We start from the raw sequence: 22,112 nt of genomic DNA, 5'->3' as shown, positions 1-22,112 counted from the left end.
GGGGGACATAGCCCGACCTCCCCGATGGTGCAAGCGTCAGATTCCCGAAGCCTTCATCGTCTCGGCGGATTCCGCGTCCGGATCGCCCGGAAGCCAGGCCACGCGGCCATCGTAGACGTCCTCGTTGAGGATGTTTTCTTCCTTCGCCACCAGCACCGGCACCAGCATCTGGCCGGTCACATTGGTCGCGGTGCGCATCATGTCGATGATCCGGTCGATGGCGACGATGTAGCCGATTCCCTCCAGCGGCAGGCCGGCGGTGGACAGGGTCAGGGTCAGCATGACGATGGAGGTGCCCGGCACGCCCGCGGTGCCCAGCGAACCCAGAACCGCCGTCAGGCCGATCAGGACGTACTGGGTCAGGCTGAGGTCGATCTGGAAATACTGGGCGATGAAGATCGAGGCGATGGCCGGGTAGATGGCGCCGCAGCCGTCCATCTTGACGCTGGCGCCCAGGGGCACGGCGAAGGCGGCGTAGGCCTGGGGCACGCCCAGCCGCTCGACCGTCTGGCGCAGGGTGACCGGCAGGGTGCCCAGCGACGACGAGGTGGCGAAGGCCGTCTGCATGGCCGCGAAGGCGCCGCGGAAGAAGCTGACCACCTTCAGCCCGTGCAGCTTCAGCAGGCCGGAATAGACGATCAGGATGTGGAACAGGCAGGCCGCGTAGATGGCGAAGATGAACTTGCCCAGCGGCAGCAGGGCCTCCCAGCCGTAGCCGCCGACGACCGAGCCGATCAGGCCGAACACGCCGATGGGAGTCAGCTGGATCACCCAGCGGGTGATGCGGAAGACGACAGCCGCGCCCTCGTCGACCAGCCGCCGCACGCCCTGCGCCCGGTCACCGAGCGCGACCAGCGCCGCGCCGACCAGGGCCGAGAAGAAGATGATCTGCAGCACCTTGCCCTCGCTGAGGGCGGTGAAGGGATTGGTCGGGACGATGCCGATCAGGACTTCCAGCGGGGTGGGGATCTCCCGCTCGCGCACCGTGCCCAGCGGCAGGTCGGACAGGCCGAGGCCCGGATTGACCAGATGGCCGACCGCGAAGCCGACCAGCACCGCCAGCAGGGAGGTGATGGCGAACCAGACCACGGTCCGCGTCGCCAGCCGCACCGCGCCCACGCCTTCGCCCAGCTTGGCGATCGAGCTGGCGATGGTGAACAGCACCAGCGGCGCCACCACCATGCGGATCAGGTTCAGGTAGACGTCGCCGATCGGCTCCAGCCAGGTCTCGGCGTGCTCCCTGAGGATCAGGCCCGCGAGGATGCCGAGCGCGAAGCCCGCGGCGGTGCGTTGCCAGAGCGGGATGGCGAAGAAGCGACGGAGCATGCGAGCGGCCTTGGGGAGGGCAGGGCCGTTCAACATGTTAACGATGGGGCCGAACCGCAACCGTGAAGGCGACGATCCGGCTGCTTTCGCCTCAGTGGGCGCCGTCGTTCAGGATCGAATAGACCTTGGCGTAGTCGCCGCGGGCCTCGGCGCCGCGCAGGAATTTGACCCGCTCAACCAGGATTTCATCCGCGCCGCCGGCCTCGAACAGCGACAGGCTTTCGGCGGTGAAGTCCGCCAGTGGCATCGAGTTCGGATTGGCGGCGTGGCCGGGCATCAGGTCGGTGGCGACGGCGGGCGGGGCCCACTCCAGCACCTCGACCGAAGTGTCCTTCAACTGGGTCCGCAGCGACTGGCTCCACGAATGGATCGCCGCCTTGGTCGCCGAATAGGTCGGGGTCAGGACCAGCGGCACGAAGGCCAGGCCCGACGACACCGTCACGACGGTGGCCGAGGCCTTCGACTTCAGGTGGGGCAGCAGGGCCGCCGTCAGCCGGATCGGCCCCAGCAGGTTGATGGCGATGGTCTGTTCGACGACCGACAGGTCGATGGCGTCGGCCGTCAGGTCCTCGGCCTGCATGATCCCGGCGTTGTTGATGACCACGTTCAGGTCGGGGTGGGCGGCGATGACGCGGGCGGCGAAGGCGGTCACGTCGGCGGCGTCGGCGACGTCCAGCGTCTCGACCGCCATGCCGGGGTTGGCGGCGGCGACCGCTTCCAGCGCGTCACGACGGCGACCGGCGATGATGACCCTGGCGCCGCGCGCATGCAGGGCCTCGGCCATGGCCTTGCCGATGCCCGAGCCGCCGCCGGTGATCAGGATGGTGTCGTTGCGGGTGTCCATGGGAATGCTCCTTGGTCTGGAAGTCCGATGGGCGTTCATCTATACCCGACACTCTCCATCAGAAAGTAGGCACCAAAATGTGCTGTACTTACCGAAAGGAAAGTTATGGCTGCTGAAGGCGCTCCGGCCCACATTCGTCCCGACTATCCGCCGCTGGACCCGCGCGTGGAGGCGCTGGTCAATGACGTCATCGGCCGGGTGGCCGACAAATGGACGATGATCGTGCTGGAGGTGCTGACCGAGCACGGCGAATTGCGCTTCACCCGCATCGGCGAACTGAGCGGCGGGATCAGCCAGAAGATGCTGACCCAGACCCTGCGCCAGATGGAGCGCGACGGCCTGCTGATCCGCACGGTCCATCCGGTCATCCCGCCGCGCGTGGAGTACCGACTGACCGATCTGGGCTTCACCCTGTCGGAGGCGTTCTGCGGCGTCTGGATCTGGGCCGAGAAGAATCTCGAGCGGATCGAGACCGCGCGTCAGGCCTTCGACGCGGCCAAGGCTGCGGGCTGAGCGGCGAAGTCCGCGACCAGAGCCTCGATCTCATCGAAGCGTTCGATCAGCACCGTGCCGCCCAGGTCGGCGTGCGGGATCGGGCTGTAGCCGAAGGTGCAGACGATGCAGGGCATGCCCGCGTCGCGCGCCGCGCCCGTGTCCGGGGCCGCGTCTCCGACCATGACCGCCCGCGCCGGATCGCCGCCGGCCATGCGAACGGCCTCGATCAGATGCGCGCCCGACGGCTTTCGGGCGCTGACCTTGTCCGGCCCGACGATGGCCGCGAAATGCCGGGTGAGGTCCAGCTTTTCCAGAAGGATTTCAGACAGGTCCGTCCGCTTGTTCGTCGCCACGCACAGGATCGCCCCGCGCGCCGCCAGCCGCTCCAGCGTCTCCACCACCCCGGGGAAGGGCTTCGAGTGGTCGGCGATGTGCTCGACGTAGTCGGCCAGGAATTCCTCGAACAGGGCGGGGGCGTGGGCCTCGTTCCAGCTCGCGCCCGCCCGCTCGAAGCCGTGCTGCAGCAGGGCCCGCGCCCCGCCGCCGATCAGTTCGGACGCGCTCTCCATCGGCGCTTCCGGCAGGCCGTGCTTCACCAGCATGCGGTTCAGGGTGCCGACCAGATCCTCGTGCGTCTCGACCAGCGTCCCGTCCAGATCGAAGGCCACGGTCCAGCCGTCGAGGTCGCGCGTCGTCATGGGGCTGTCTCCCGTCGCCGGTTTGGATGGTCTAAACCTTGGGCCTGACTATCGACCGGACCGATTCATGACCACCCAGACCGAAGCCCGCGCCGCCATCATCCTCGCCGCCGGGCAGGGCACGCGCATGAAGTCGCCGCTGCCCAAGGTGCTGCACCCGGTCGGCGGCCGCGCCATGCTGGATCACGCCATCGACGCCGCCGAGGCCCTGGGCTGCGAGCGGATCGTGGTGGTGGTCGGCTCCCATTCGCCGGAAGTCCGCGCCCATGTGGTCAAGCGGCTGGGCGAGGACGCCATCGCCGTGCAGGACCCGCCGGCGGGCACCGGCCACGCCGTGCGCGCCGCGGAGGCCGTGCTGGGCGACTTCAAGGGGCAGGTGGTCATCACCTACGGCGACGTGCCCCTGCTGCGCGCCTCGGACATCGAGCCGGTCTTCGGCGAGAGCGAGGGCGTGCGGGTCATCGGCTTCGAGGCCCGCGACCCGGGCGCCTACGGTCGTCTGGTCATGGACGGCGACACCCTGACCGCCATCACCGAAGCCAAGGAGGCGTCGGCCGAGGTTCTCGCCATCACGACCTGCAACTCGGGCGTCATGGCCGCGCCGGTGGGCCTGCTGTTCGAACTGCTGGCCGAGGTGAAGAACGACAACGCCAAGGGCGAATACTATCTGACCGACGTGGTCGAACTGGCCCGCAAGCGCGGCGCCCCGACCCGCGCCGTCATGGCCGCCGAGGACTCGGTCATGGGCGTCAACGCCCAGGCTGAACTGGCCGTCGCCGAGGCCCTGTTCCAGAAGGTCCAGCGCGAGACCTTCATGGCCGCCGGCGTCACCATGCCCGCACCCGAGACCGTGCACTTCTCGTGGGACACCGAAGTCGGCGGCGGTGCGACCATCGAGCCCTATGTCGTCTTCGGCCCCGGCGCGAAGATCGCGGGCGGCGCGCGCATCCGCAGCTTCAGCCATGTCGAAGGCGCGACGGTCGCCGGCGGCGCCGAGGTCGGCCCCTACGCCCGCCTGCGTCCGGGCGCGAAACTGGCCGAGGGCGTGAAGATCGGAAACTTCGTCGAGGTGAAGAACGTCTCGATGGCCGCGGGCGCCAAGGCCAACCACCTGGCCTATCTGGGCGACGGCGAGGTGGGGGCCAAGGCCAACATCGGCGCCGGGACGATCTTCTGTAACTACGACGGCTTCTTCAAACACCGCACCGTGGTGGGCGAGGGGGCCTTCGTCGGCTCGAACAGCTCTCTGGTCGCCCCGGTCACCATCGGCGCGGGCGCCATGGTCGGCTCGGGCTCGGTGATCACCGCCGACGTGGCTCCGGGCGACCTCGGCCTCGCCCGCGCGCCGCAGACAGCAAAGACGGGCTGGGCGACCAAGTTCATGGAGATGATGCGGGCGAAGAAGGCGCGGGGATGATGCGGGGGAGACCGGATCGCCCCCTTGTGGAGCGCTATGGTCGGACTTCGAGCGAAGTCGGCGCGACCCCGGTGCTCGCATCAATGACGTTTGGCGTGCAGTCGCCGCTCTCCGAACGCTCTGGAGCGATGCGATAGGCCGCGCCGGGCGAGGGAATGAAGCTGAAGGCGGTCGAGCACCTTGCGCGCCAGTTCGCGATTTCGGCCTCGAAATACACCCGTCGCCCGGCCTCGATCATGAGTGGCAGGTCCGGGTCGCGGCGGTTCTGCTGAACGCCGAGCAGCCTTAAGGGCGAGTCACTGCGGATACGCTCGAGACGATCAAAACCTTCAAAGCTGTAGGACAGCTCGTTGGTCCATTTGAACCCCGTGAGGCCGACCGGTGCGCCCTGGAAGAAGGTGATCCTTGCGGTCGTTGGATCAGGGTTGGCGCGTGTCGGCTCGGCCATCGCAAGCGCGGTTCCGGCCAGCACGACGGCGGTAGTTGCCTTCGCCTGCTTCCACATCGTCCCATCCCCCGATAAAGCCCCGTCCTGCTAGCCGCGAATCCCTCCCACCCGCAAGCGAGCCGACCATGTCCGACCTCCAGAAGAAGAACGCCGGTGAAGCCGCCGCCCTGCGGGTCGAGCCCGGCATGGTGGTGGGGCTGGGCACCGGCTCGACGGCGGCGTGGTTCGTCAAGGCGCTGGCGGCGCGCAAGCTGGAGGGCCTGCGCTGCGTCCCGACCTCGGAAGCCACCGCCGAGCTGGCCCGCGAGCTGGGGCTGACCCTGTCGACGCTGGAGGACACGCCGCGCATCGACCTGACCGTTGACGGCGCCGACGAGGTCGGTCCCGGCCTGGCCCTGATCAAGGGCGGCGGCGCGGCCCTGCTGCGCGAAAAGCTGGTGTGGGAGGCCTCGACCCGCTGCATCTGCATCGCCGACAAGGCGAAGGTGGTCCCGGTGCTGGGCCAGTTCCCCCTGCCGATCGAGGTCGTCGCCTTCGGCCACAAGACCACCGGCAACCGCATCGCCGACGTCCTGACCGACCATGAGATCGACATGCCCGCCCGCGTCCGCATGGCCGAGCGCGGTCTGGTCCGCACCGACGGCGGCAATCTGATCTATGACGCCAAATGCGGCGCCATCCACGATCCGGTCCGCCTCGCCGACGACCTGAAGCTGATCACCGGCGTGGTCGAGCACGGCCTGTTCCTCGACCTCGCCGACGAAGCCATCATCGGCACGGACGACGGGGTTGAGGTGCTGCTGCCGTAATCCCACTTACTCCGCTCGAATAACGGAGCCTGACATGGCCGACTACGACTACGACCTCTTCGTCATCGGCGCCGGTTCGGGCGGGGTGCGCGCGGCGCGGCTGACCTCGTTGGGCGGCAAGCGGGTGGCCATCGCGGAGGAGTATCGCGTCGGCGGCACCTGCGTGATTCAGGGCTGCGTGCCGAAGAAGTTCATGGTCATGGCCTCCGAGGTCAGCCACGACCTGCACATCGCCGAGGGCTACGGCTGGTCCTTCGATAACGCCAAGTTCGACTGGCCGACCTTCCTGGAGGCCAAGGACGTCGAGATCGCGCGCCTGTCGGGCATCTATGCCGCGAACCTGGGCAAGGCGGGCGTCGATCTGGTCCACGGCCGCGCCGTGTTCAAGGACGCCCACACCGTCCAGATCCTCAAGAAGGACGGCTCGGTGGATCGCGAGATCACCGCCGACAAGATCCTGATCGCCACCGGCGGGCGTCCGTGGGTCCCTGAGGACATGCCGGGCATCGAGCACGCCATCACCTCGGAGCAGGCCTTCCACCTGCCCGAACTGCCCAAGCGCATCCTGATCGCGGGCGGCGGCTATATCGCGGTGGAGTTCGCGGGCATCTTCGCCGGCCTGGGCGTCGAGACGACCCTGATCTACCGCGGCCCCAATATCCTGCGCGGCTTTGACGACGACGTGCGCGCCCATCTGGCGGGCGAGATCGAGAAGCGCGGCATCAAGGTGATCCTGGGCTGCCAGCACGAGTCCATCGAGAAGACCGGGACCGGCCTGCTCAACCGCCTCGGCAACGGCATGACGCTGGAGACGGACGTCGTCATGTTCGCCACCGGGCGCATCCCCTATGTGAAGGGGCTGAACCTCGAGAAGGCGGGCGTCGAGTTGACGGAACAGGGGGCCATCAAGGTCGACGGCTTCTCGAAGACCAACGTCGACAACATCTGGGCCATCGGCGACGTGACCGACCGGATGAACCTGACGCCCGTCGCCATCCGCGAGGCGGTCGCCTTCCACCAGACCGTCTTCAGGGATAATCCGCAGGCCTTCGACTACGAGGCGGTCGCGACGGCGGTGTTCAGCCAGCCGCCGGTCGGCGTGGTCGGCCTGACGGAGAATGAGGCCCGCCATTCCTGCCCGGGGGAGGTGGATATCTACCTGACCCGCTTCCGGCCGATGAAGTACGCCTTCACCGGCTCCGACGAGCGGGTGCTGATGAAGCTGGTCGTCGACGCCACCAGCCAGAAGGTGGTCGGGGTCCACATCGTCGGCCCCGAAGCGCCGGAAATGATCCAGCTGGCCGCCATCGCCGTAAAGGCGGGCCTGACCAAGGCCCAGTGGGACGCCACCTGCGCCGTCCACCCGACCATGGCCGAGGAACTGGTGACCCTGCGCGAGAAGCAGCATCCGGGGAATATGTCGGCCGGTTGATGGCCGGAAATGGCCTGCCTGAAAGTGGTTGGTGGCTAGCGATTAGTGGGTCACGGCGTTGCGGGCGAATGTCGTTCTGAACCGGCTGATCCGCTGCCATCCACTAATCACTAGCCACTAATCACTTCACATCCCCGGTGCTTTCCCGGTCACACGGCGCATTTCAGCCAACTCGCCGCGTTGTCCCGGCCGTTTCAACGGCCTATCTTGGCGGCATGAGTACGCGCTGGACCCCCGAGAGCTGGAGACAGAAACCCGTTGTGCAGATGCCGACGGACTATCCCGACATGGCTGCCCTGCACCGTGTCGAGGATGAACTGCGGGCCATGCCCCCGCTCGTGTTCGCGGGCGAGGCGCGGCGTCTGACGTCCAAGCTGGCCGAGGTCGAGGCGGGCAACGCCTTCCTGCTGCAGGGCGGCGACTGCGCCGAGAGCTTCAAGGAGTTCTCGACCGACAATATTCGCGACACCTTCCGCCTGATCCTGCAGATGGCCGTGGTCCTGACCTTCGCGGGCCGCAAGCCGGTGGTGAAGGTCGGCCGCATCGCCGGCCAGTTCGCCAAGCCGCGCTCGTCGGGCGTGGAGATGATCGACGGCGTCGAGCTGCCCAGCTACCGCGGCGACATCATCAACGGCATGGGCTTCACCGCCGAGGAGCGGGTTCCCGATCCCCAGCGTCTGATCAAGGCCTACAACCAGTCGGCCTCGACGCTAAACCTGCTGCGCGCCTTCGCCGGCGGCGGCTACGCCGACCTGTACAACATCCATCGCTGGACCCTGGGCTTCGCGGGCGACAACGCCGCCGGTCACCAGTACCGCGAGCTGGCCGACAAGATCACCGAGGCCCTGGCCTTCATGGAGGCCGTCGGCGTCACGCCCGAGACCCATCCGGACCTGAGCCGCGTCGAGGTCTTTACCTCGCACGAGGCTCTGCTGCTGAACGTCGAGAGCGCGCTGACGCGTCTGGACGGCGGTTCGGGCGAATGGTTCGACACCTCGGCCCACATGCTGTGGATCGGCGAGCGCACGCGCCAGCTGGACGGCGCCCACGTCGAGTTCATGCGCGGCATCAAGAACCCCATCGGGGTGAAGTGCGGCCCGACCATGGAGCCGGACGACCTGCTGCCGCTGATCGACGCCCTGAACCCGGACAACACCCCGGGCCGCCTGACCCTGATCGGCCGTTTCGGTCACGACAAGGTCGGCAAGCGCCTGCCGGGTCTGATGAAGGCGGTCAAGGACGCGGGCAAGCGCGTCATCTGGTCGATCGACCCGATGCACGGCAATACGCTGAAGGCTGACAACGGCTACAAGACCCGGCCCTTCGACCGGATCATGACCGAGGTCCGCACCTTCATCGACGTGGCCGAGGCCGAGGGCGTCCACCCCGGCGGCGTGCACCTCGAGATGACCGGCCAGAACGTGACCGAATGCCTGGGCGGGGCGCAGGCCCTGACCGAGGATGACCTGTCCAGCCGTTATCACACCCACTGCGACCCGCGCCTGAACGCGGATCAGGCGCTGGAGCTGGCCTTCCTGGTCGCCGAACGGCTCAAGGCCGGTCGCCAGTCGCGGTCGAAGGCCGCCTGATCTCATGCAAGGCGTCGGGCGCCCCGAGAACGATGACGCGGCGCCCGGTCGCTGCGGCTATCAGGGTGCGCCCGGGGCGTTCAGCCACGAGGCTTGCCTCGACCTGCGTCCGTGGGACGAGCCAGTCGCCTTCGAGACCTTCGCGGAGGTCATCGCCGCCCTGAAGGCCGGTGAGATCGGCGCCGCCCTGATCCCGGTCGAGAACTCGACCATTGGCCGGGTGGAGCCCGCCGCGACCCTGATCGAGCAATCCGGCCTGACGGTGGTGTCCGAGGCCTGGCGGCCGATCCGTCTGGCGCTGATGGCCCCGCACGGGGCCAGCCTGCGGACCGTGAAGACCGCCGAGAGCCACCCCGCTGCGCTGGGCCAGTGCCCGGCCTCGCTGGCCTCGCTGGGCGTCACGGCGGTCGAGGCCTTCGACACCGCCGGCGCCGCCCGCGCGGTGGCCGAGGCGGACGATCCGACCCGCGCCGCCGTCGCTCCGGCCCGGGCGGCCGAGGTCTACGACCTGTCGATTCTGCGCAACGACATTCAGGATTCCAGTGATAACCGGACGCGTTTCGTCCTGCTCAGCGCCGGAATCGCTTGACCGCGCACGAATGTTGCGGCTTTTGACGCTCATGGTCCCCTCGCAAGCCATTGCTGCGACGTCTTTCGCCCGCTTCACCGCGGCCGCGGACCTGTATTTCTACGGCTTTCGATACGCCGGCTGAGGCGTCAGGCGCTGCGTCCTGACGGCCTCGCCGGCGACCGTCCCGTTAGGGGCGGCGGCTCGCAAAAGCTTCATGCCGTATCGAAATCGAAAGTCTCTTCCCCGTGTCCCAATCCGCTTCCCTGCAACAGGTCTGGCCGTCGTCCATGACCAATCCGGCTGACCTGTCGCCTGAACACATGGCGCTGGCCGCCCTGCGCCATGAGATCGACCTGCTCGACGACGAGCTGCTGGCGCTGTTCGAGCGCCGCCTCGCCATCGCCGCCCGCGTCGGCAAGGCCAAGGACGCTCCCGCCGGCCCCCACGTCAAACTGCGCCCCGACCGCGAGAAGATGGTGCTGGACCGTCTGGTCGCCGCCGCCGATCCCGAGAACCGCGAGGCCGTCGAGAGCCTGTGGCGTCAGATCGTCGGCTGGGGCCTGGCCCGTCAGGGCCGGATGCAGGTGCAGGTCTGGTCGCCGATCGAGCCGACCCGCGCCTTCGACGGCGCCCGCCTGCGCTTCGGCGCCGCCGCCGACATGCGCGCCGTGCGTGATCCGCAGGCCGCGCTGAAGTGGGCCGCCGAGGGCCACGGCGTCGCCGTCCTGGCCATCAACACCGAGGACGCCTGGTGGACGGGCCTGCGCCGTGAATGGACCGGTCTCAGCGTCTTCGACGGCTTCGGCGGCGACATCCCGACCGCCCTGGCCGTGGGCAAGATCGATCCCGCAGCCCTGCCGAACGGCCGGCGCGTCATCGTCGACGTCGGCGGCGACGCGGGTGACGGCGGCGGCATCCGCCGTCAGGGCCTCGCCACCCACCACGGCTGGACCCTGTCCCTGACCGACGCCCCGCTCAGCGTCGGCGGTGCGGAAGGCTGTGTCGGGGCGGTGGGCTGATAGGGATTAGGGACTAGGGATTAGGGACTAGGTGGATTGCGGATCGACCCGGCGTCAGCGCCAAACTCAGTCGACTAATCCCTAATCCCTAGTCCCTAATCCCTCCCTTCAGACCGCCATATTATCGATCAAACGCGTCCGCCCGATCTTCGCCGCCGCGAGGATGCGGGCAGGGGCGTCCATCGCGCCGTCGAAGACCGACAGATCATCGGCCCGGCGGATGGCGACATAGTCCACGCTGTCGAAGCCCGCGGCTTTCAGCGCGCCCTCGGCCCACTGTTCAGCCGCCACGACCGAACCGTCCCGAGCCCTGATCCCGGCCTCCGCCAGCACGCCGTTCAGCTTGCGGGCGATCTCCAGTTCGGCCTCGGACAGGTAGGCGTTGCGGCTGGACAGGGCCAGGCCATGGCCGTCGCGCGCGGTCGGCAGGCCGACGATCTCCACGGGCATGTCCAGATCGCGAACCATCCGGCGCACCACCATCAACTGCTGCCAGTCCTTCTCGCCGAACACGGCCAGGTCCGGCTGCACCTGATGCAGCAGCTTGGAGACGACCAGCGCCACCCCGCCGAACATCTGCGGGCGGAAGGCGCCCTCCAGCCCCTCAGCCGGGCCGCCGACGCTGATCGTGGTCGTCACGCCGCCGGGGTACATCTCGGCCACCGCCGGGGCGTACATCAGGTCGCAGCCCGCGCCCGCCAACAGTTCGGCGTCGCGGCCTTCCTGCCGCGGATAGGCGTCCAGGTCCTCGGTCGGGGCGAACTGGGTCGGATTGACGAAGACGCTGGTCACCACCTTGTCCGCCCGCCGCTTCGCCTCGCGCACCAGCGACAGGTGGCCGTCATGCAACGCGCCCATGGTCGGAACGAATCCGACGGTGAACCCCTGACGCTTCCAGCCGCTTACGGTCTCGCGCAGGTCGGCGATGGTGCGGGCGACGGGCAGGGGAAGGGTGTCGGGCATGGTGAACGGATTAACCTTCCGCGTTAGGCGTGTCTGTGAACCGTACGGCAAAAGCTGCCGGGTAGGGTGTGGCTTATGACGCCGAGCCTCCTGATCCGTCCAGTGCTGGCCCTGTTCCTGACCGCGAGCGTCAGCGCTTGCGGCATGGTCGAAAGCGACCCGCACCGTTTCGAGAAATTCGCCGACCACATCGCCGGCCTGCCGCTGGACGGGTCTTCGCCCGCCGAGCCGGAGCCGCCGACGGTGCAGGCCGCTGAAGCCGCCGCGCCGCGTGAAAGCGGACTGCGCAAGGCCCTGCGGGTCGAGGTGCTGGACGACATGGCCCTGTGGGACGCCCGCTACGGCGCCATGGGCGAGGCCGGTCCCGTGGTCGTCGAGGCCGTGGCGGACGAGGCCGCGGCCCGGGTGCAGCAGGCCGTCGACCGGCCCGCGCTGCGCCAACCGCGCCTTGAGCGCGCCGTCGTCGAGCCCGCGCCCCGTCCGGTCGCGGCCGCCGAACCGCGCCGTTCGGGCGGTCTGGTCCAGCTGGGCGCCTTCTCCAGCGAGCAGTCGGCCCGCGCGGCCTGGGCGCGTCTGAAGTCGGGCGCCGCGGGCTGGGCCCTCGACGGGCTGAACCCGACGTTCGAGGCGGTCTCGGTCAACGGCCGCGATCTGGTCCGGCTGAAGGTTCGCGCCCCCGCCGCGGGCGCCGCCGCCCTGTGCGCCGCCGCCGGGATCGACGATCCCTGGTGCCGTCGTCAGGCGTGACAGCACATCCACAGGCCTGATCCGCCGTTCGTTGACGCGCGGTCCCGGCGGGAGGAACCTCCGCGTTAACGGGCCGCGCCTGAGTCGGCGGCCGCTTCAGGATTGAACTCCATGGCTGACCCCACGGTCATCGTCGTCGGCAACGAAAAGGGCGGGGCGGGCAAGTCGACGCTCGCCATCCACATCGTCACGGGCCTGCTCCACGCCGGAAAGCGCGTGGCCATCATCGACCTGGACCTGCGCCAGCGCTCGCTGAGCCGCTTCTTCGCCAACCGGCTCGCCTGGGCCGCCGCCAACGGTCACAGCCTGCCGATGCCGAGCGAGCCGGACATGGGCGACGGCAAGGCCCTGGCCAAGGCCGATGAGGCCGAGCAACTGTCCCGCTTCGAGGCCGCCTTCACCGAGGCGCGCGCCACCGCCGACGTCATCCTGATCGACACCCCGGGCGGCGACACCGTGCTGTCGCGCACGGCCCACGGGCTGGCCGACCAGATCGTCACCCCGATGAACGACAGCTTCGTCGACTTCGACCTGCTCGGGCAGGTGGACCCGGTGACGCTGGAGCTGCTCAAGCCGTCCATCTATTCGGAAAGCGTCTGGGAGGCTCGCAAGCACCGGGCGATCACCCAGGGCCGCAACGCCACCATCGACTGGATCGTGGTCACCAACCGCCTGGCCGTGGCCGAGGCCCGCAACCGCCGCCGTCTGGAAGAGCGGATGCAGAAGCTGGCCCGCCGGGTCGGCTTCCGCATGGGGCCGGGCCTGCGTGACCGGGTCATCTATCGCGAACTCTTCCCCTTCGGCCTGACCGTCGCCGACCTGTCCAATGACGTGCGTCCGGTGGCCGTGTCGCTGGCCCACGTCGCGGCCCGTCAGGAGCTGCGCAACCTGATGCAGGCGCTCGGCCTGGAGGGCGGTTCGCTCGACAACCCGCTCGACGCGGCCGCTTGAGCCCGCTCTGGCTGGTCCTGGCGGCGGTCGCCGTCTGGGCCCTGATCCGGCTCGGCCGTCAGGGCGAGCGGGCCGGGCGGGGCCACTGGCGCGTCACCGCCACCCTGTTCAGCGCCGTCATGTTCGCCGGCGGCCTGCTGGCCCTGTTCAAGGGCTCATGGGTGCTGGGCGGCGGTCTGGTGGCGGCCTCGCTCTGGCTGACCGTCGCCTCCCGCCAGCGCGCCGTCGCGCCCCGGGCGGAAGGCATGACCGATGGTGAGGCGCGCGCCATTCTGGGCGTTTCGGCTGACGCCTCAAAGGCCCAGATCAATGCTGCCTGGAAGAAGGTCATGGCCCGCGCGCACCCCGATCAGGGCGGCACCCAGGGACTGGCCGCGCGGGTCAACGCCGCGCGGGATCATTTGCTGAAGCGGTAGGCGGAGGATTACTCCTCCGCCGCCTTCTTCTTCGCCGGAGCCTTCTTGGCGGCGGGCTTCTTCGCAGCCGTCTTCTTCGGCGCCGCGGCCTTCTTCGGGGCGGCCTTCTTCTTCGCCGGCGGGGCCTTGGCCGCGCGCTCGGCCAGCAGCGGGATCGCCGCCTCCAGCGTCATGTCTTCCGGCGCCGTGCCCTTCGGCAGGGTGGCGTTGACCTTGCCCCACTTCACATAGGGGCCGAAGCGGCCGGCCATGACCTGGACCGGGGCCTTGTCCTCGGGGTGCTCGCCCAGTTCCTTCAGCGGCGCGGTGGCCGCGCCCCGGCCCGGACGACCGGCGCGCTTCTCGGCCAGCAGGGCCACGGCGCGGTTGATGCCGACTTCGAAAACTTCTTCGATGTCAGACACATTCGCGTAAGTCCCCGCGTGAAGCACGAAGGGGCCGTAGCGGCCCAGACCGGCCGTGATCATCTTGCCGTCTTCGGGGTGGACGCCGACTTCGCGCGGCAGGGCCAGCAGGCGCAGGGCCTGTTCCAGCTGGATCGACGCCGGGCTCCAGCCCTTGGGCAGGGACGAGCGCTTCGGCTTGTCCGCATCCAGCGGCATGGTCTCCACATAGGGCCCGAAGCGGCCGATCTTCAGCTCGACCGGCTGGCCCGTCGCCGGGTCATTGCCCAGCGTGCGGTCGCCGCCGTCCGCCCCGCCGCCGTCGGCGTCAGGGGCCGCAACCGGGCGGGTGTACTTGCAGTCCGGATAGCGCGAGCAGCCGATGAAGGCGCCGAAGCGGCTGGTCTTCAGGCTCAGCTGGCCCTGATGGCACAGCGGGCATTCGCGCGGATCCGAGCCGTCTTCCTTCATCGGGAAGATGTGCGGCCCAAGCGACTCGTTCAGGGCGTCAAGGATGGCCGTGGTGCGCAGCTCGCCCGCGGCCGAGGTGGCCGCGTGGAAGTCGGTCCAGAAGTCGCGCAGCAGCACCTTCCAGTTCAGCTCACCCGCCGACACCTCATCGAGGCGCGTCTCCAGCGCGGCGGTGAAGTCGTACTCGACCCACTTGCGGAAGAACTGCTCCAGGAAGGCCGTGACCAGCCGTCCCTTGTCCTCGGGATAGAAGCGGTTCTTGTCGACGCGGACGTATTCGCGGTCGCGCAGGGTCGTCAGGATCGAGGCGTAGGTCGACGGACGGCCGATGCCCAGCTCTTCCAGCTTCTTGACCAGGGTCGCTTCCGAATAGCGCGGGGGCGGCTCGGTGAAGTGCTGCTCGGTGCGGATGGCCTCGACCTTCGCGGTCGACCCTTCCTTCAGCGCGGGCAGGCGGGTGGTGTCGTCCTCGTCGTCCTCGCCGGTCTTCTGCTTCTCGTCGCGGCCCTCTTCATAGACGGCCATGAAGCCGTCGAAGGTCACCACCTGACCGGTGGCGCGCAGGGCGGTCTGGCCGCTCGGCTCCTCGATCTCGACCGTGGTGCGGTCCAGCTTGGCCGACTCCATCTGGCTGGCGATGGTGCGCTTCCAGATCAGTTCATAAAGCCGCTGAAGGTCGCTCTCGAGACGCAGGGTCTCGGGCGCGCGGGTCATGTTGGTCGGACGAATGGCTTCGTGCGCTTCCTGAGCGTTCTTGGCTTTCGTCTTGTAATGCTTGGGTTGTTCCGGAACGTAGGCCGGGCCGTAGCGCTGGGCGATAACCTCGCGCGCCTGGGCGATCCCCTCCGGGCTGACGTACAGGCCGTCGGTCCGCATATAGGTGATCAGGCCGCCCTGATCGTCCACGCCTTCATACAGCTTCTGCGCCGCCTGCATGGTGCGCTGGGCGGTGAAGCCCAGTTTGCGCGAGGCTTCCTGCTGCAGGGTCGAGGTCATGAAGGGCGGGCTGGGCGAGCGCCGCACCGGCTTCTTCTCGACCGAGTTGATCGTGAAGACACCGGCGTTGATGGCGTCGCGCGCGGCGGTCGCCATGGCTTCCGAGATGATGTCCAGACGCTGCACCCGCTTGCCGGCGTGCTTGACCAGACGGGCGGTGAAGGGCGGGCTGTCGGCGGCCAGATCGGCCTCGACCGACCAGTATTCCTGGGCCCGGAACTTCTCGATCTCCATCTCGCGATCGACGACGATGCGCAGGGCGACCGACTGCACCCGACCGGCCGAGCGCGCGCCCGGCAGCTTGCGCCACAGCACGGGCGACAGGGTGAAGCCCACCAGATAGTCGAGCGCGCGGCGCGCCAGATAGGCCTCGACCAGCTCCATGTCCACGTCGCGCGGGGCGGCCATGGCTTCCAGAACGGCGGACTTGGTGATGGCGTTGAAGGTGACGCGCTGGACGGTCGTGTCCTTCAGCGCCTTCTTCTTCTGCAGCACCTCGAGCAGGTGCCAGCTGATCGCTTCCCCTTCGCGATCCGGGTCGGTCGCCAGGATGACGCGGTCGGACTTCTTGGCGATCTCGGCGATCTCGCTCAGTCGCTTGGAGGCCTTGGCGTCGACCTCCCACGTCATGGCGAAGTCGTCGTCCGGCAGGACCGAGCCGTCCTTCGACGGCAGGTCGCGGACGTGACCGTACGACGCCAGGACCGTGTAGTCCGAGCCGAGGTATTTATTGATAGTCTTGGCCTTCGCGGGGCTTTCGACGACGACGAGATTCATTAGGGGAGGCGCCTTTCGAAGGGGCGGGAACGTGGTTGGCCCGGGCCCCGCTGTCAATCGGGAGGCGAGCAAAGGGCGATCAAAGCGAGGCCATTCCGCCCGGAAGAAGCGTCGCACGCCCCGCCAGACTGAGTTCCAGCAGGGCCGCAGCGACATCTCCGACCGGCGCTCCGGCGGCCCGCGCCAGTTCGTCGCGCGGCGTCGGCGTGGGGGAGAGCAGGGCGGCGACCCGCTCGATCAGGGCCGCGTCCACCGCGTCCGGGGCGCCCTCGAACGGATTGTCCGTCGGCGGTTCGCGCACGGCGCGGGGACGGCCGAACTCCCGTTCGATATCCTCCAGCCCCTCGCACAGGATGGCGCCCTGACGCAGCAGTTCGTTCGGCCCCCGGGCGCGCGGGTCCAGCGGCGATCCCGGCACCGCGAAAACGTCGCGCCCCTGCTCATTGGCCAGCCGGGCTGTGATCAGCGAGCCCGACCTGATCTCGGCCTCGACCACGACTACCCCGCGCGACAGGCCGGAGATGATGCGGTTGCGGCGGGGAAAGTCCTTCGCCTGCGCCCGGTGACCGACCGGGCTTTCAGAGACGATGCAGCCCTGTTCGACGATCTGGGCGTAGAGCCCGGCGTTGTCCGGCGGATAGACGTCGTCCACTCCGCCGCCCAGCACCGCCACGGTGCCGGTCGGCAGGGCCCCGGTATGGGCCGCGCCGTCGATGCCGCGCGCCAGTCCCGACACCACCACATGCCCGGCTTCTCCCAGCTGCTGGGCGAGACCGCGGGCGATACGCTGTCCGCCCGCCGAGGCGATACGGGCGCCCACGATGGCGATGCAGGGGCGTTGCATCGGGTCGGGATCGCCGAGGGTCCAGAGAACCGGCGGCGGCGGATCGACGGCGGCCAGCATCTCCGGATAGCCGTCGTCGCCCAGAACCATCAGCCGCGCCCCGATCCGGTCCCCGGCGGCGATCTCGTCCTCGATGCGGTCGATGGAGGGCAGGGCGTGTCCCGCGCCGCTCTTGCGGATCAGGTCGGGCAGGGCGTCGACGGCGCGTTCGGCGCTGCCGAAACGATCCAGCAGCTGGCGGAAGGTGACGGGACCGATGCGGTCGGTGCGGGCGAGCCGCAGGCGGGCGAAACGTTCTGCCCGCGTCAGGCTCACGCCTTCTTCGCGCCGATCCGGGGCTCGGCCCCCTTGAGCAGGCGGCCGATGTTGTCCGCATGCCGGATCCAGATCAGCACGGCGGTGAAGACCGCCAGCAGCAGGATGGCGTGAGGCGCGGGCAGGCCCAGCGCCGCCACCGGCAGCAGTGCGTAGGCCGGGGTCGCCACGGAGGCCACGAGGGCCGACAGCGACGAGATACGGAACAGGGCGGCCACAACGATCCAGGTCGCGCCGGCCAGCAGGCCCAGCGGCCAGGCGGCGGCCAGCAGCAGGCCGAAGAAGGTGGCCACGCCCTTGCCGCCCTTGAAGCCGAGCCAGACGGGGAACAGGTGGCCCAGGAAGGCGGCGCCGCCCGCGATCGCGCCGGCGACCTCGCTGTTGAAAAGCCAACGGGCGATCAGCAGGGCCGCGGCGCCCTTGCCGGCGTCCAGCACAAGGGTGGCCAGCGCCAGATCCTTGCGGCCGGTGCGCAGCACATTGGTGGCCCCGATGTTGCCCGAGCCGATGTTGCGGACGTCACCGGCGCCGGCGGCGCGGGTCAGCACCACCCCGAACGGGATGGAGCCCAGCAGGTAGCCGCCGACCGCCACGAGGGCGAGCGTCCCGAGAGCGGGTCCGACCAGATCCTGCAATTCAACCCCCATACAGCCAGTGCGTGTGTATCACGCCTTCGCGCGTGTTTCAGCGCAGTTTCCGCTGATTCGGGGCTTGCCCGTCAGCGGGTCTCGAAAACCCGGCGTCCGCCGACGAAGGTCGCGATGACCTTGCCCTGCAGGCGTCGTCCGTCGAACGGCGAGTTCTTGGATTTGGACTTCAGGCGGTCGGCGTCGATGACCACCGGCGCGCCGGCGTCAAACAGGATCAGATCGGCCGGGGCGCCCGCCTTCAGCACGCCCGCGTCCAGCCCCAGCAGGCCCGCCGGGCCGGCGGTGAGGGGACGCAGGACGTCCAGCAGGTCCAGTCCGTCCTCATGGTGCAGGCTCAGGGCGGCGGGCAGCAGGGTCTCCAGACCCACGGCGCCCGGTGCGGCCTCGCCGAACGGACGGCGCTTGTCCTCGGCCGGGGCCGGGGCGTGGGCGGATGTGATGGCGTCGATCAGCCCGTCGCGCACCGCCTCGATCAGCGCCTGCCGGTCGCTCTCGGTGCGCAGCGGCGGGTCCAGACGGTAGAAGGTGCGGTAGTCGCCGATGTCCAGCTCGTTGAAGCACAGGTGGTTGATCGACACCGAGGCGGCGACCTCCAGCCCCTTGCCGCGCGCCCGCGCCAGCGTCTCCAGCGCGCCCTCGGTCGAGATCTGGTCGACCAGGAACCGCGCGCCCGTCTGTTCGACCAGCGCCAGATCACGCTCCAGCTGGATGCGTTCGGCGATGGCGGGCACGCCCGACAGGCCCAGACGGGTCGCCAGTTCGCCCGAGGTCGCCACCGCGCCCTCGCTCAGCCAGGGATCGGCCGGGCGGCAGGCGATCAGGGCGTTGAAGGCGGCGGCGTAGCTCATCACCCGCTGCAGGGTGCGGCTGTTGGCGATCACCCTGTCGCCGTCGGTGAAATACAGGGCGCCGGCCTCGTCCATCAGGCCGATCTCGGCCATGCGCTGGCCGTCGCGCCCCTTGGTCGCCGCGCCCGCCGCGCGGACGTTGACGAGGTCCAGCGCCGCGCCGCGCCGCTGGATGTGGTCGATCATCGCCGGGTCGTCGATCGCCGGATCGGTGTCGGGCTGGACGACGATGGTGGTCACCCCGCCCGCCGCCGCCGCCAGACTGGCCGACTTCAGCGTCTCCTTGGGCTCGTCGCCCGGCTCGCCGGTCTTGACCCGTATATCGATCAGGCCGGGCGCCAGGCACAGGCCGCCCGCGTCGATGACCTCGACGCCTTCCGGAATGGCGGTGTGGACGCCGTGGATCACCTCGGTGATCACCCCGTCGACGATCAGCAGGGCGCCGGGGCCGTCGTAGTCGGTCGCCGGATCGAGCAGGCGGGCGTTCAGGATGGCGAGGGCGGTCATGCGAGGCCTCCTTCGCGGCGAACGGACAGGGCGGCCAGCACGGCCATGCGCGCGGCGACCCCCATCTCGACCTGGTCCTGAATGAGGGAGACCGACAGGTCGTCAGCCACGTCCGAGTCGATCTCGACACCCCGGTTCATCGGCCCCGGGTGCATGACCTTGGCGCCGGGCTTGGCCCAGGCCAGCTTCTCGCGGTCCAGACCCCAGAAGCGGAAATACTCGCGGGTCGAGGGCACCAGCGCGCCCTCCATCCGCTCCAGCTGCAGGCGCAGCATCATTGCGACATCAACGCCTTGCAGGCCGTCCTTCATATCGTGGAAGACCTCACAGCCCCAGCGGTCGGCGTCGCCGGGCACCAGCGTCGGCGGGCCGATCAGTCGCACCCGCGCGCCCATCATCGACAGCAGGGCCACATTCGAACGCGCCACGCGGCTGTGGGCGACGTCGCCGCAGATGGCGACGGTCAGGCCGCCGACATCGCCGAAGGCCCGGCGCAGGCTCAGCAGGTCCAGCAGGGCCTGCGTCGGGTGCTCATGGCGTCCGTCGCCCGCGTTCACGACCGCGCAGCCGACCTTCTGCGACAGCAGGGCCGCCGCGCCCGAGGCCGAGTGGCGCACCACCAGCACGTCCGGCTTCATGGCGTTCAGGGTGGCGGCGGTGTCGATCAGGGTCTCGCCCTTGGCCACCGATGAGGTCTTGGGCGACAGGGCGGTGACGTCCGCGCCCAGCCGCTTGGCCGCGATCTCGAACGAGGCGCTGGTCCGCGTCGAGTTCTCGAAGAACAGGTTCATCACCGTCCGGCCGCGCATGATGTCCAGCGACTTGGCGGACTGGCGGTTGAAGTCGACGAAGGCGTCGGCGAGGTCCAGCAGGGGCGGGACGGTCGCGGCGTTCAGATCGCCGGCGGACAGGAAATGGTCGCGGGGAAACGGCGCCAGCCGTTCGTGAATCAGGTCGGTGACATCGGGCTGGGTCATCGAGGCCCGCCTATAGGCTGTCGTCAGACCAAATGGAACAGCGCCAGCAGGATCGGAATGCACAGGGCGCTGCCGACCGTGGTCGAGGCCACGATCCCGGCCATCAGCGGGGCGTCGCCGCCCATCTGGCGGGCCAGCAGATAGGCCGCCGCCGCGCCCGGCGCCGCGCCGCACAGCAGGGCCGCGCCCTGCGCCGTCTGATCGCCGCCGTACAGCAGGCACAGGCCCCACATCAGCGGCGGCATGATGCCCAGCTTGACGAAGGTCACCGCCGCGATGGTCCCCTTGCGCCGCGCCACCTCGGCGAAGCTCAGGCCCGCGCCGGCCACGATCAGCCCCAGCGGCAGGGCCGCCGCGCCCAGCAGCTCCAGCGTATCGGACACGCCCGGGATCGGCGGCACCTTGAGGACATTCAGCGCCAGCCCGGTCAGGCAGGCGACCAGGATCGGATTGGCCAGCATGGCCTTCGTCAGGGCCAGCGGCGACACGCCCCGCTGGTCTGCGCCCCAGCGCGCCAGCACGGCCACGCAGGCGATGTTGGTCACCGGGATGATCGAGGCGATCATCACCGCCGCCAGCGCCAGCCCCTCGGCGCCGAACGTCGCCTGGATCACCGGCAGGAAGACGAAGCTGTTCCAGCGGATCACGCCCTGGAAGACGCTGGTGTACGCCGGGCCCTCGATCGTCAGGAACGGCTTGGCCAGCAGCGCGCAGGCCCCGACGATGACCACCGCCGTCACCGCCGCGCCCGCCGCCGCCCCCGCGCCACCGCCGGACAGGTCGGCGTTCCAGATCGCCGGGATCAGGAAGCCCGGATACAGCAGGTTGATCGACAGCTTCTCGATCGGCCGCCAGGTGGCGTCGGGCAGGAAGTCGGATTTTCTCAGCCCGTAGCCGATGGCGATCAGGCAGAAGACCGGCACGATGCCGGCGAGCAGGCCGATCATCCGCGCAGGCGGTCCAGCGCGCCCTGCAGGATCCAGGCGGCCGCGGTGCGGTCCACCACGTCGGCCCGGCGCTTGCGGGTCAGGTCCAGCTCGTCGATCAGGAAGCGTTCGACCGCCGTGGTCGACAGCCGCTCGTCCTGGAAGGTCACCGGCACCTCGCGAAGGCGCTGCAGATTGCGGGCGAAGGCGCGGCAGGACTGGGCGCGCGGGCCCTCGGTGCCGTCCATGTTCAGCGGCAGGCCGATCACCAGACCCGAGGCCTTGCGGCTGTCCATCAGCTTCAGCACCGCATTGGCGTCGTCCGTGAACTTCGTCTTGCGGATCAGCTGCAGCGGGCTGGCGATGATGCGGGTGGCGTCGGACGCGGCCACGCCGATGGTCTTCTCGCCCAGATCCAGCCCCAGCCACGGCGTTCCGGGCGGGGTCTGTTCGGCCAGTTCTTCGAGGGTCAGGACAGTCACGATGTCGCGGTAGGACTGGCGGTCGCCGAAGTCAAAGTGCAATCCTCCCGCCGATCGTCGATACGGGGAGAGTTCGATGAAGCGTCCGATGCTGTTCGCCGCCGTTCTGCTGGGTCTGGCCGCCTGCGATCCGGGGCCCGAGAACGCCGCCTCGCCGCCGGCCGATGCGCCCGCGCCCGGCGCGCCCGCGGCCACGCCGTCCGCGCCGCCG

At 69.3% G+C, this 22,112-nt stretch carries 22 protein-coding genes; 10 read left to right on the top strand and 12 right to left on the bottom strand.

The annotated features are described in order from the left end of the window. Positions 1 to 36 precede the first annotated feature (36 nt). Together VGE03_RS14165 and VGE03_RS14160 are read right to left on the bottom strand one after the other, a co-directional pair. Positions 37 to 1,326 (bottom strand): dicarboxylate/amino acid:cation symporter, encoded by a 1,290-nt coding sequence (locus tag VGE03_RS14165; protein WP_331047121.1) that lies wholly within the window; start codon positions 1,324 to 1,326, stop codon positions 37 to 39. Between the two features lie 91 nt (positions 1,327 to 1,417). Beyond that, complete coding sequence (locus VGE03_RS14160; protein WP_331047120.1) at positions 1,418 to 2,170, bottom strand: SDR family oxidoreductase; 753 nt, start codon at positions 2,168 to 2,170, stop codon at positions 1,418 to 1,420. Positions 2,171 to 2,275: 105 nt separating this feature from the next. Here VGE03_RS14160 and VGE03_RS14155 point away from each other — a divergent pair, with 105 nt between their 5' ends. Continuing rightward, positions 2,276 to 2,683: a helix-turn-helix domain-containing protein gene (locus VGE03_RS14155; RefSeq protein WP_331047119.1), complete on the top strand. Its 408-nt coding sequence runs from the start codon at positions 2,276 to 2,278 to the stop codon at positions 2,681 to 2,683. On the opposite strand, the gene VGE03_RS14150 is transcribed toward VGE03_RS14155, so the two are convergent. Further along, entirely contained in the window at positions 2,650 to 3,363 is a 714-nt protein-coding gene (locus VGE03_RS14150) for an HAD-IA family hydrolase (protein ID WP_331047118.1), read from the bottom strand. The two genes, VGE03_RS14155 and VGE03_RS14150, sit on opposite strands and share 34 nt — an antisense overlap. A 67-nt stretch (positions 3,364 to 3,430) precedes the next feature. Here VGE03_RS14150 and glmU point away from each other — a divergent pair, with 67 nt between their 5' ends. Next, positions 3,431 to 4,780, top strand: coding sequence for a bifunctional UDP-N-acetylglucosamine diphosphorylase/glucosamine-1-phosphate N-acetyltransferase GlmU (gene glmU, locus VGE03_RS14145; protein WP_331047117.1), 1,350 nt, complete (start codon positions 3,431 to 3,433; stop codon positions 4,778 to 4,780). 34 nt (positions 4,781 to 4,814) lie between these two features. Here the strand turns inward: glmU and VGE03_RS14140 are convergent, their stop codons facing one another. Then, positions 4,815 to 5,285: a hypothetical protein gene (locus VGE03_RS14140; protein ID WP_331047116.1), complete on the bottom strand. Its 471-nt coding sequence runs from the start codon at positions 5,283 to 5,285 to the stop codon at positions 4,815 to 4,817. A gap of 68 nt (positions 5,286 to 5,353) precedes the next feature. On the opposite strand from VGE03_RS14140, the gene rpiA reads away from it, so the two are divergent. From rpiA to VGE03_RS14115, 5 genes are all read left to right on the top strand, one after another. Continuing rightward, positions 5,354 to 6,037: a ribose-5-phosphate isomerase RpiA gene (rpiA, locus tag VGE03_RS14135; protein WP_331047115.1), complete on the top strand. Its 684-nt coding sequence runs from the start codon at positions 5,354 to 5,356 to the stop codon at positions 6,035 to 6,037. Positions 6,038 to 6,071: 34 nt separating this feature from the next. Then, complete coding sequence (gene gor, locus VGE03_RS14130; RefSeq protein ID WP_331047114.1) at positions 6,072 to 7,469, top strand: glutathione-disulfide reductase; 1,398 nt, start codon at positions 6,072 to 6,074, stop codon at positions 7,467 to 7,469. Positions 7,470 to 7,684: 215 nt separating this feature from the next. Further along, entirely contained in the window at positions 7,685 to 9,058 is a 1,374-nt protein-coding gene (locus tag VGE03_RS14125; protein ID WP_331047113.1) for a class II 3-deoxy-7-phosphoheptulonate synthase, read from the top strand. A gap of 4 nt (positions 9,059 to 9,062) precedes the next feature. Continuing rightward, entirely contained in the window at positions 9,063 to 9,647 is a 585-nt protein-coding gene (locus tag VGE03_RS14120) for a prephenate dehydratase domain-containing protein (protein WP_331047112.1), read from the top strand. Between the two features lie 227 nt (positions 9,648 to 9,874). Further along, positions 9,875 to 10,648, top strand: a complete 774-nt coding sequence (locus tag VGE03_RS14115; protein WP_331047111.1) for a chorismate mutase — start codon at positions 9,875 to 9,877, stop codon at positions 10,646 to 10,648. A gap of 108 nt (positions 10,649 to 10,756) precedes the next feature. On the opposite strand, the gene panC is transcribed toward VGE03_RS14115, so the two are convergent. Beyond that, positions 10,757 to 11,611 carry a pantoate--beta-alanine ligase gene (gene panC, locus VGE03_RS14110; protein ID WP_331047110.1) on the bottom strand — a complete coding sequence of 285 codons (855 nt, stop codon included), beginning with the start codon at positions 11,609 to 11,611 and terminating at the stop codon, positions 10,757 to 10,759. A gap of 75 nt (positions 11,612 to 11,686) precedes the next feature. On the opposite strand from panC, the gene VGE03_RS14105 reads away from it, so the two are divergent. From VGE03_RS14105 to VGE03_RS14095, 3 genes are all read left to right on the top strand, one after another. Further along, on the top strand, positions 11,687 to 12,358 hold the full coding sequence (locus VGE03_RS14105) for a hypothetical protein (RefSeq protein ID WP_331047109.1): 672 nt from the start codon (positions 11,687 to 11,689) through the stop codon (positions 12,356 to 12,358). Positions 12,359 to 12,469: 111 nt separating this feature from the next. After that, a complete protein-coding gene (locus VGE03_RS14100) occupies positions 12,470 to 13,309 on the top strand; it encodes a division plane positioning ATPase MipZ (RefSeq protein WP_331047108.1) in 840 nt (279 codons plus the stop codon). Next, positions 13,306 to 13,725: a molecular chaperone DnaJ gene (locus VGE03_RS14095; protein ID WP_331047107.1), complete on the top strand. Its 420-nt coding sequence runs from the start codon at positions 13,306 to 13,308 to the stop codon at positions 13,723 to 13,725. The genes VGE03_RS14100 and VGE03_RS14095 overlap by 4 nt, the downstream gene beginning before the upstream one ends. 8 nt (positions 13,726 to 13,733) lie before the next feature. On the opposite strand, the gene topA is transcribed toward VGE03_RS14095, so the two are convergent. From topA to ruvX, 7 genes are all read right to left on the bottom strand, one after another. Beyond that, the gene (topA, locus tag VGE03_RS14090; RefSeq protein ID WP_331047106.1) at positions 13,734 to 16,352 is read right to left on the bottom strand and encodes a type I DNA topoisomerase; all 2,619 of its coding nucleotides are present in this window, start codon (positions 16,350 to 16,352) and stop codon (positions 13,734 to 13,736) included. A 79-nt stretch (positions 16,353 to 16,431) separates the two neighbouring features. Continuing rightward, positions 16,432 to 17,511, bottom strand: a complete 1,080-nt coding sequence (dprA, locus tag VGE03_RS14085; protein WP_331047105.1) for a DNA-processing protein DprA — start codon at positions 17,509 to 17,511, stop codon at positions 16,432 to 16,434. After that, positions 17,508 to 18,146 (bottom strand): glycerol-3-phosphate 1-O-acyltransferase PlsY, encoded by a 639-nt coding sequence (gene plsY, locus VGE03_RS14080; protein WP_331047104.1) that lies wholly within the window; start codon positions 18,144 to 18,146, stop codon positions 17,508 to 17,510. The genes dprA and plsY overlap by 4 nt, the downstream gene beginning before the upstream one ends. Positions 18,147 to 18,229: 83 nt before the next feature. Further along, the gene (gene pyrC / locus VGE03_RS14075) at positions 18,230 to 19,516 is read right to left on the bottom strand and encodes a dihydroorotase (RefSeq protein ID WP_331047103.1); all 1,287 of its coding nucleotides are present in this window, start codon (positions 19,514 to 19,516) and stop codon (positions 18,230 to 18,232) included. Beyond that, complete coding sequence (locus tag VGE03_RS14070; RefSeq protein WP_331047102.1) at positions 19,513 to 20,493, bottom strand: aspartate carbamoyltransferase catalytic subunit; 981 nt, start codon at positions 20,491 to 20,493, stop codon at positions 19,513 to 19,515. The genes pyrC and VGE03_RS14070 overlap by 4 nt, the downstream gene beginning before the upstream one ends. Positions 20,494 to 20,516: 23 nt before the next feature. Further along, positions 20,517 to 21,440 carry an AEC family transporter gene (locus VGE03_RS14065; RefSeq protein ID WP_331047101.1) on the bottom strand — a complete coding sequence of 308 codons (924 nt, stop codon included), beginning with the start codon at positions 21,438 to 21,440 and terminating at the stop codon, positions 20,517 to 20,519. Beyond that, positions 21,437 to 21,901 (bottom strand): Holliday junction resolvase RuvX, encoded by a 465-nt coding sequence (gene ruvX, locus VGE03_RS14060; protein ID WP_331047125.1) that lies wholly within the window; start codon positions 21,899 to 21,901, stop codon positions 21,437 to 21,439. The genes VGE03_RS14065 and ruvX overlap by 4 nt, the downstream gene beginning before the upstream one ends. Positions 21,902 to 22,112: the final 211 nt, after the last annotated feature.

The sequence above is a fragment of the Brevundimonas sp. genome (assembly GCF_036400995.1).
Taxonomy (GTDB): domain Bacteria; phylum Pseudomonadota; class Alphaproteobacteria; order Caulobacterales; family Caulobacteraceae; genus Brevundimonas.
Note: the sequence above shows the minus strand (reverse complement) of the source record. Positions and strands in the feature narration are given on the sequence as shown.

What these genes read in the sequence shown, in the direction of transcription:
- pyrC (WP_331047103.1), bottom strand. Translation starts at nt 19,516, where the DNA reads ATGACCGCCCTCGCCATCCTGAACGCCCGCCTGCTCGATCCGGCGACC.
- VGE03_RS14150 (WP_331047118.1), bottom strand. Translation starts at nt 3,363, where the DNA reads ATGACGACGCGCGACCTCGACGGCTGGACCGTGGCCTTCGATCTGGAC.
- VGE03_RS14165 (WP_331047121.1), bottom strand. Translation starts at nt 1,326, where the DNA reads ATGCTCCGTCGCTTCTTCGCCATCCCGCTCTGGCAACGCACCGCCGCG.
- topA (WP_331047106.1), bottom strand. Translation starts at nt 16,352, where the DNA reads ATGAATCTCGTCGTCGTCGAAAGCCCCGCGAAGGCCAAGACTATCAAT.
- VGE03_RS14070 (WP_331047102.1), bottom strand. Translation starts at nt 20,493, where the DNA reads ATGACCCAGCCCGATGTCACCGACCTGATTCACGAACGGCTGGCGCCG.
- rpiA (WP_331047115.1), top strand. Translation starts at nt 5,354, where the DNA reads ATGTCCGACCTCCAGAAGAAGAACGCCGGTGAAGCCGCCGCCCTGCGG.
- VGE03_RS14120 (WP_331047112.1), top strand. Translation starts at nt 9,063, where the DNA reads ATGCAAGGCGTCGGGCGCCCCGAGAACGATGACGCGGCGCCCGGTCGC.
- VGE03_RS14155 (WP_331047119.1), top strand. Translation starts at nt 2,276, where the DNA reads ATGGCTGCTGAAGGCGCTCCGGCCCACATTCGTCCCGACTATCCGCCG.
- panC (WP_331047110.1), bottom strand. Translation starts at nt 11,611, where the DNA reads ATGCCCGACACCCTTCCCCTGCCCGTCGCCCGCACCATCGCCGACCTG.
- VGE03_RS14105 (WP_331047109.1), top strand. Translation starts at nt 11,687, where the DNA reads ATGACGCCGAGCCTCCTGATCCGTCCAGTGCTGGCCCTGTTCCTGACC.
- VGE03_RS14125 (WP_331047113.1), top strand. Translation starts at nt 7,685, where the DNA reads ATGAGTACGCGCTGGACCCCCGAGAGCTGGAGACAGAAACCCGTTGTG.
- VGE03_RS14140 (WP_331047116.1), bottom strand. Translation starts at nt 5,285, where the DNA reads ATGTGGAAGCAGGCGAAGGCAACTACCGCCGTCGTGCTGGCCGGAACC.
- glmU (WP_331047117.1), top strand. Translation starts at nt 3,431, where the DNA reads ATGACCACCCAGACCGAAGCCCGCGCCGCCATCATCCTCGCCGCCGGG.
- VGE03_RS14065 (WP_331047101.1), bottom strand. Translation starts at nt 21,440, where the DNA reads ATGATCGGCCTGCTCGCCGGCATCGTGCCGGTCTTCTGCCTGATCGCC.
- gor (WP_331047114.1), top strand. Translation starts at nt 6,072, where the DNA reads ATGGCCGACTACGACTACGACCTCTTCGTCATCGGCGCCGGTTCGGGC.
- VGE03_RS14100 (WP_331047108.1), top strand. Translation starts at nt 12,470, where the DNA reads ATGGCTGACCCCACGGTCATCGTCGTCGGCAACGAAAAGGGCGGGGCG.
- VGE03_RS14160 (WP_331047120.1), bottom strand. Translation starts at nt 2,170, where the DNA reads ATGGACACCCGCAACGACACCATCCTGATCACCGGCGGCGGCTCGGGC.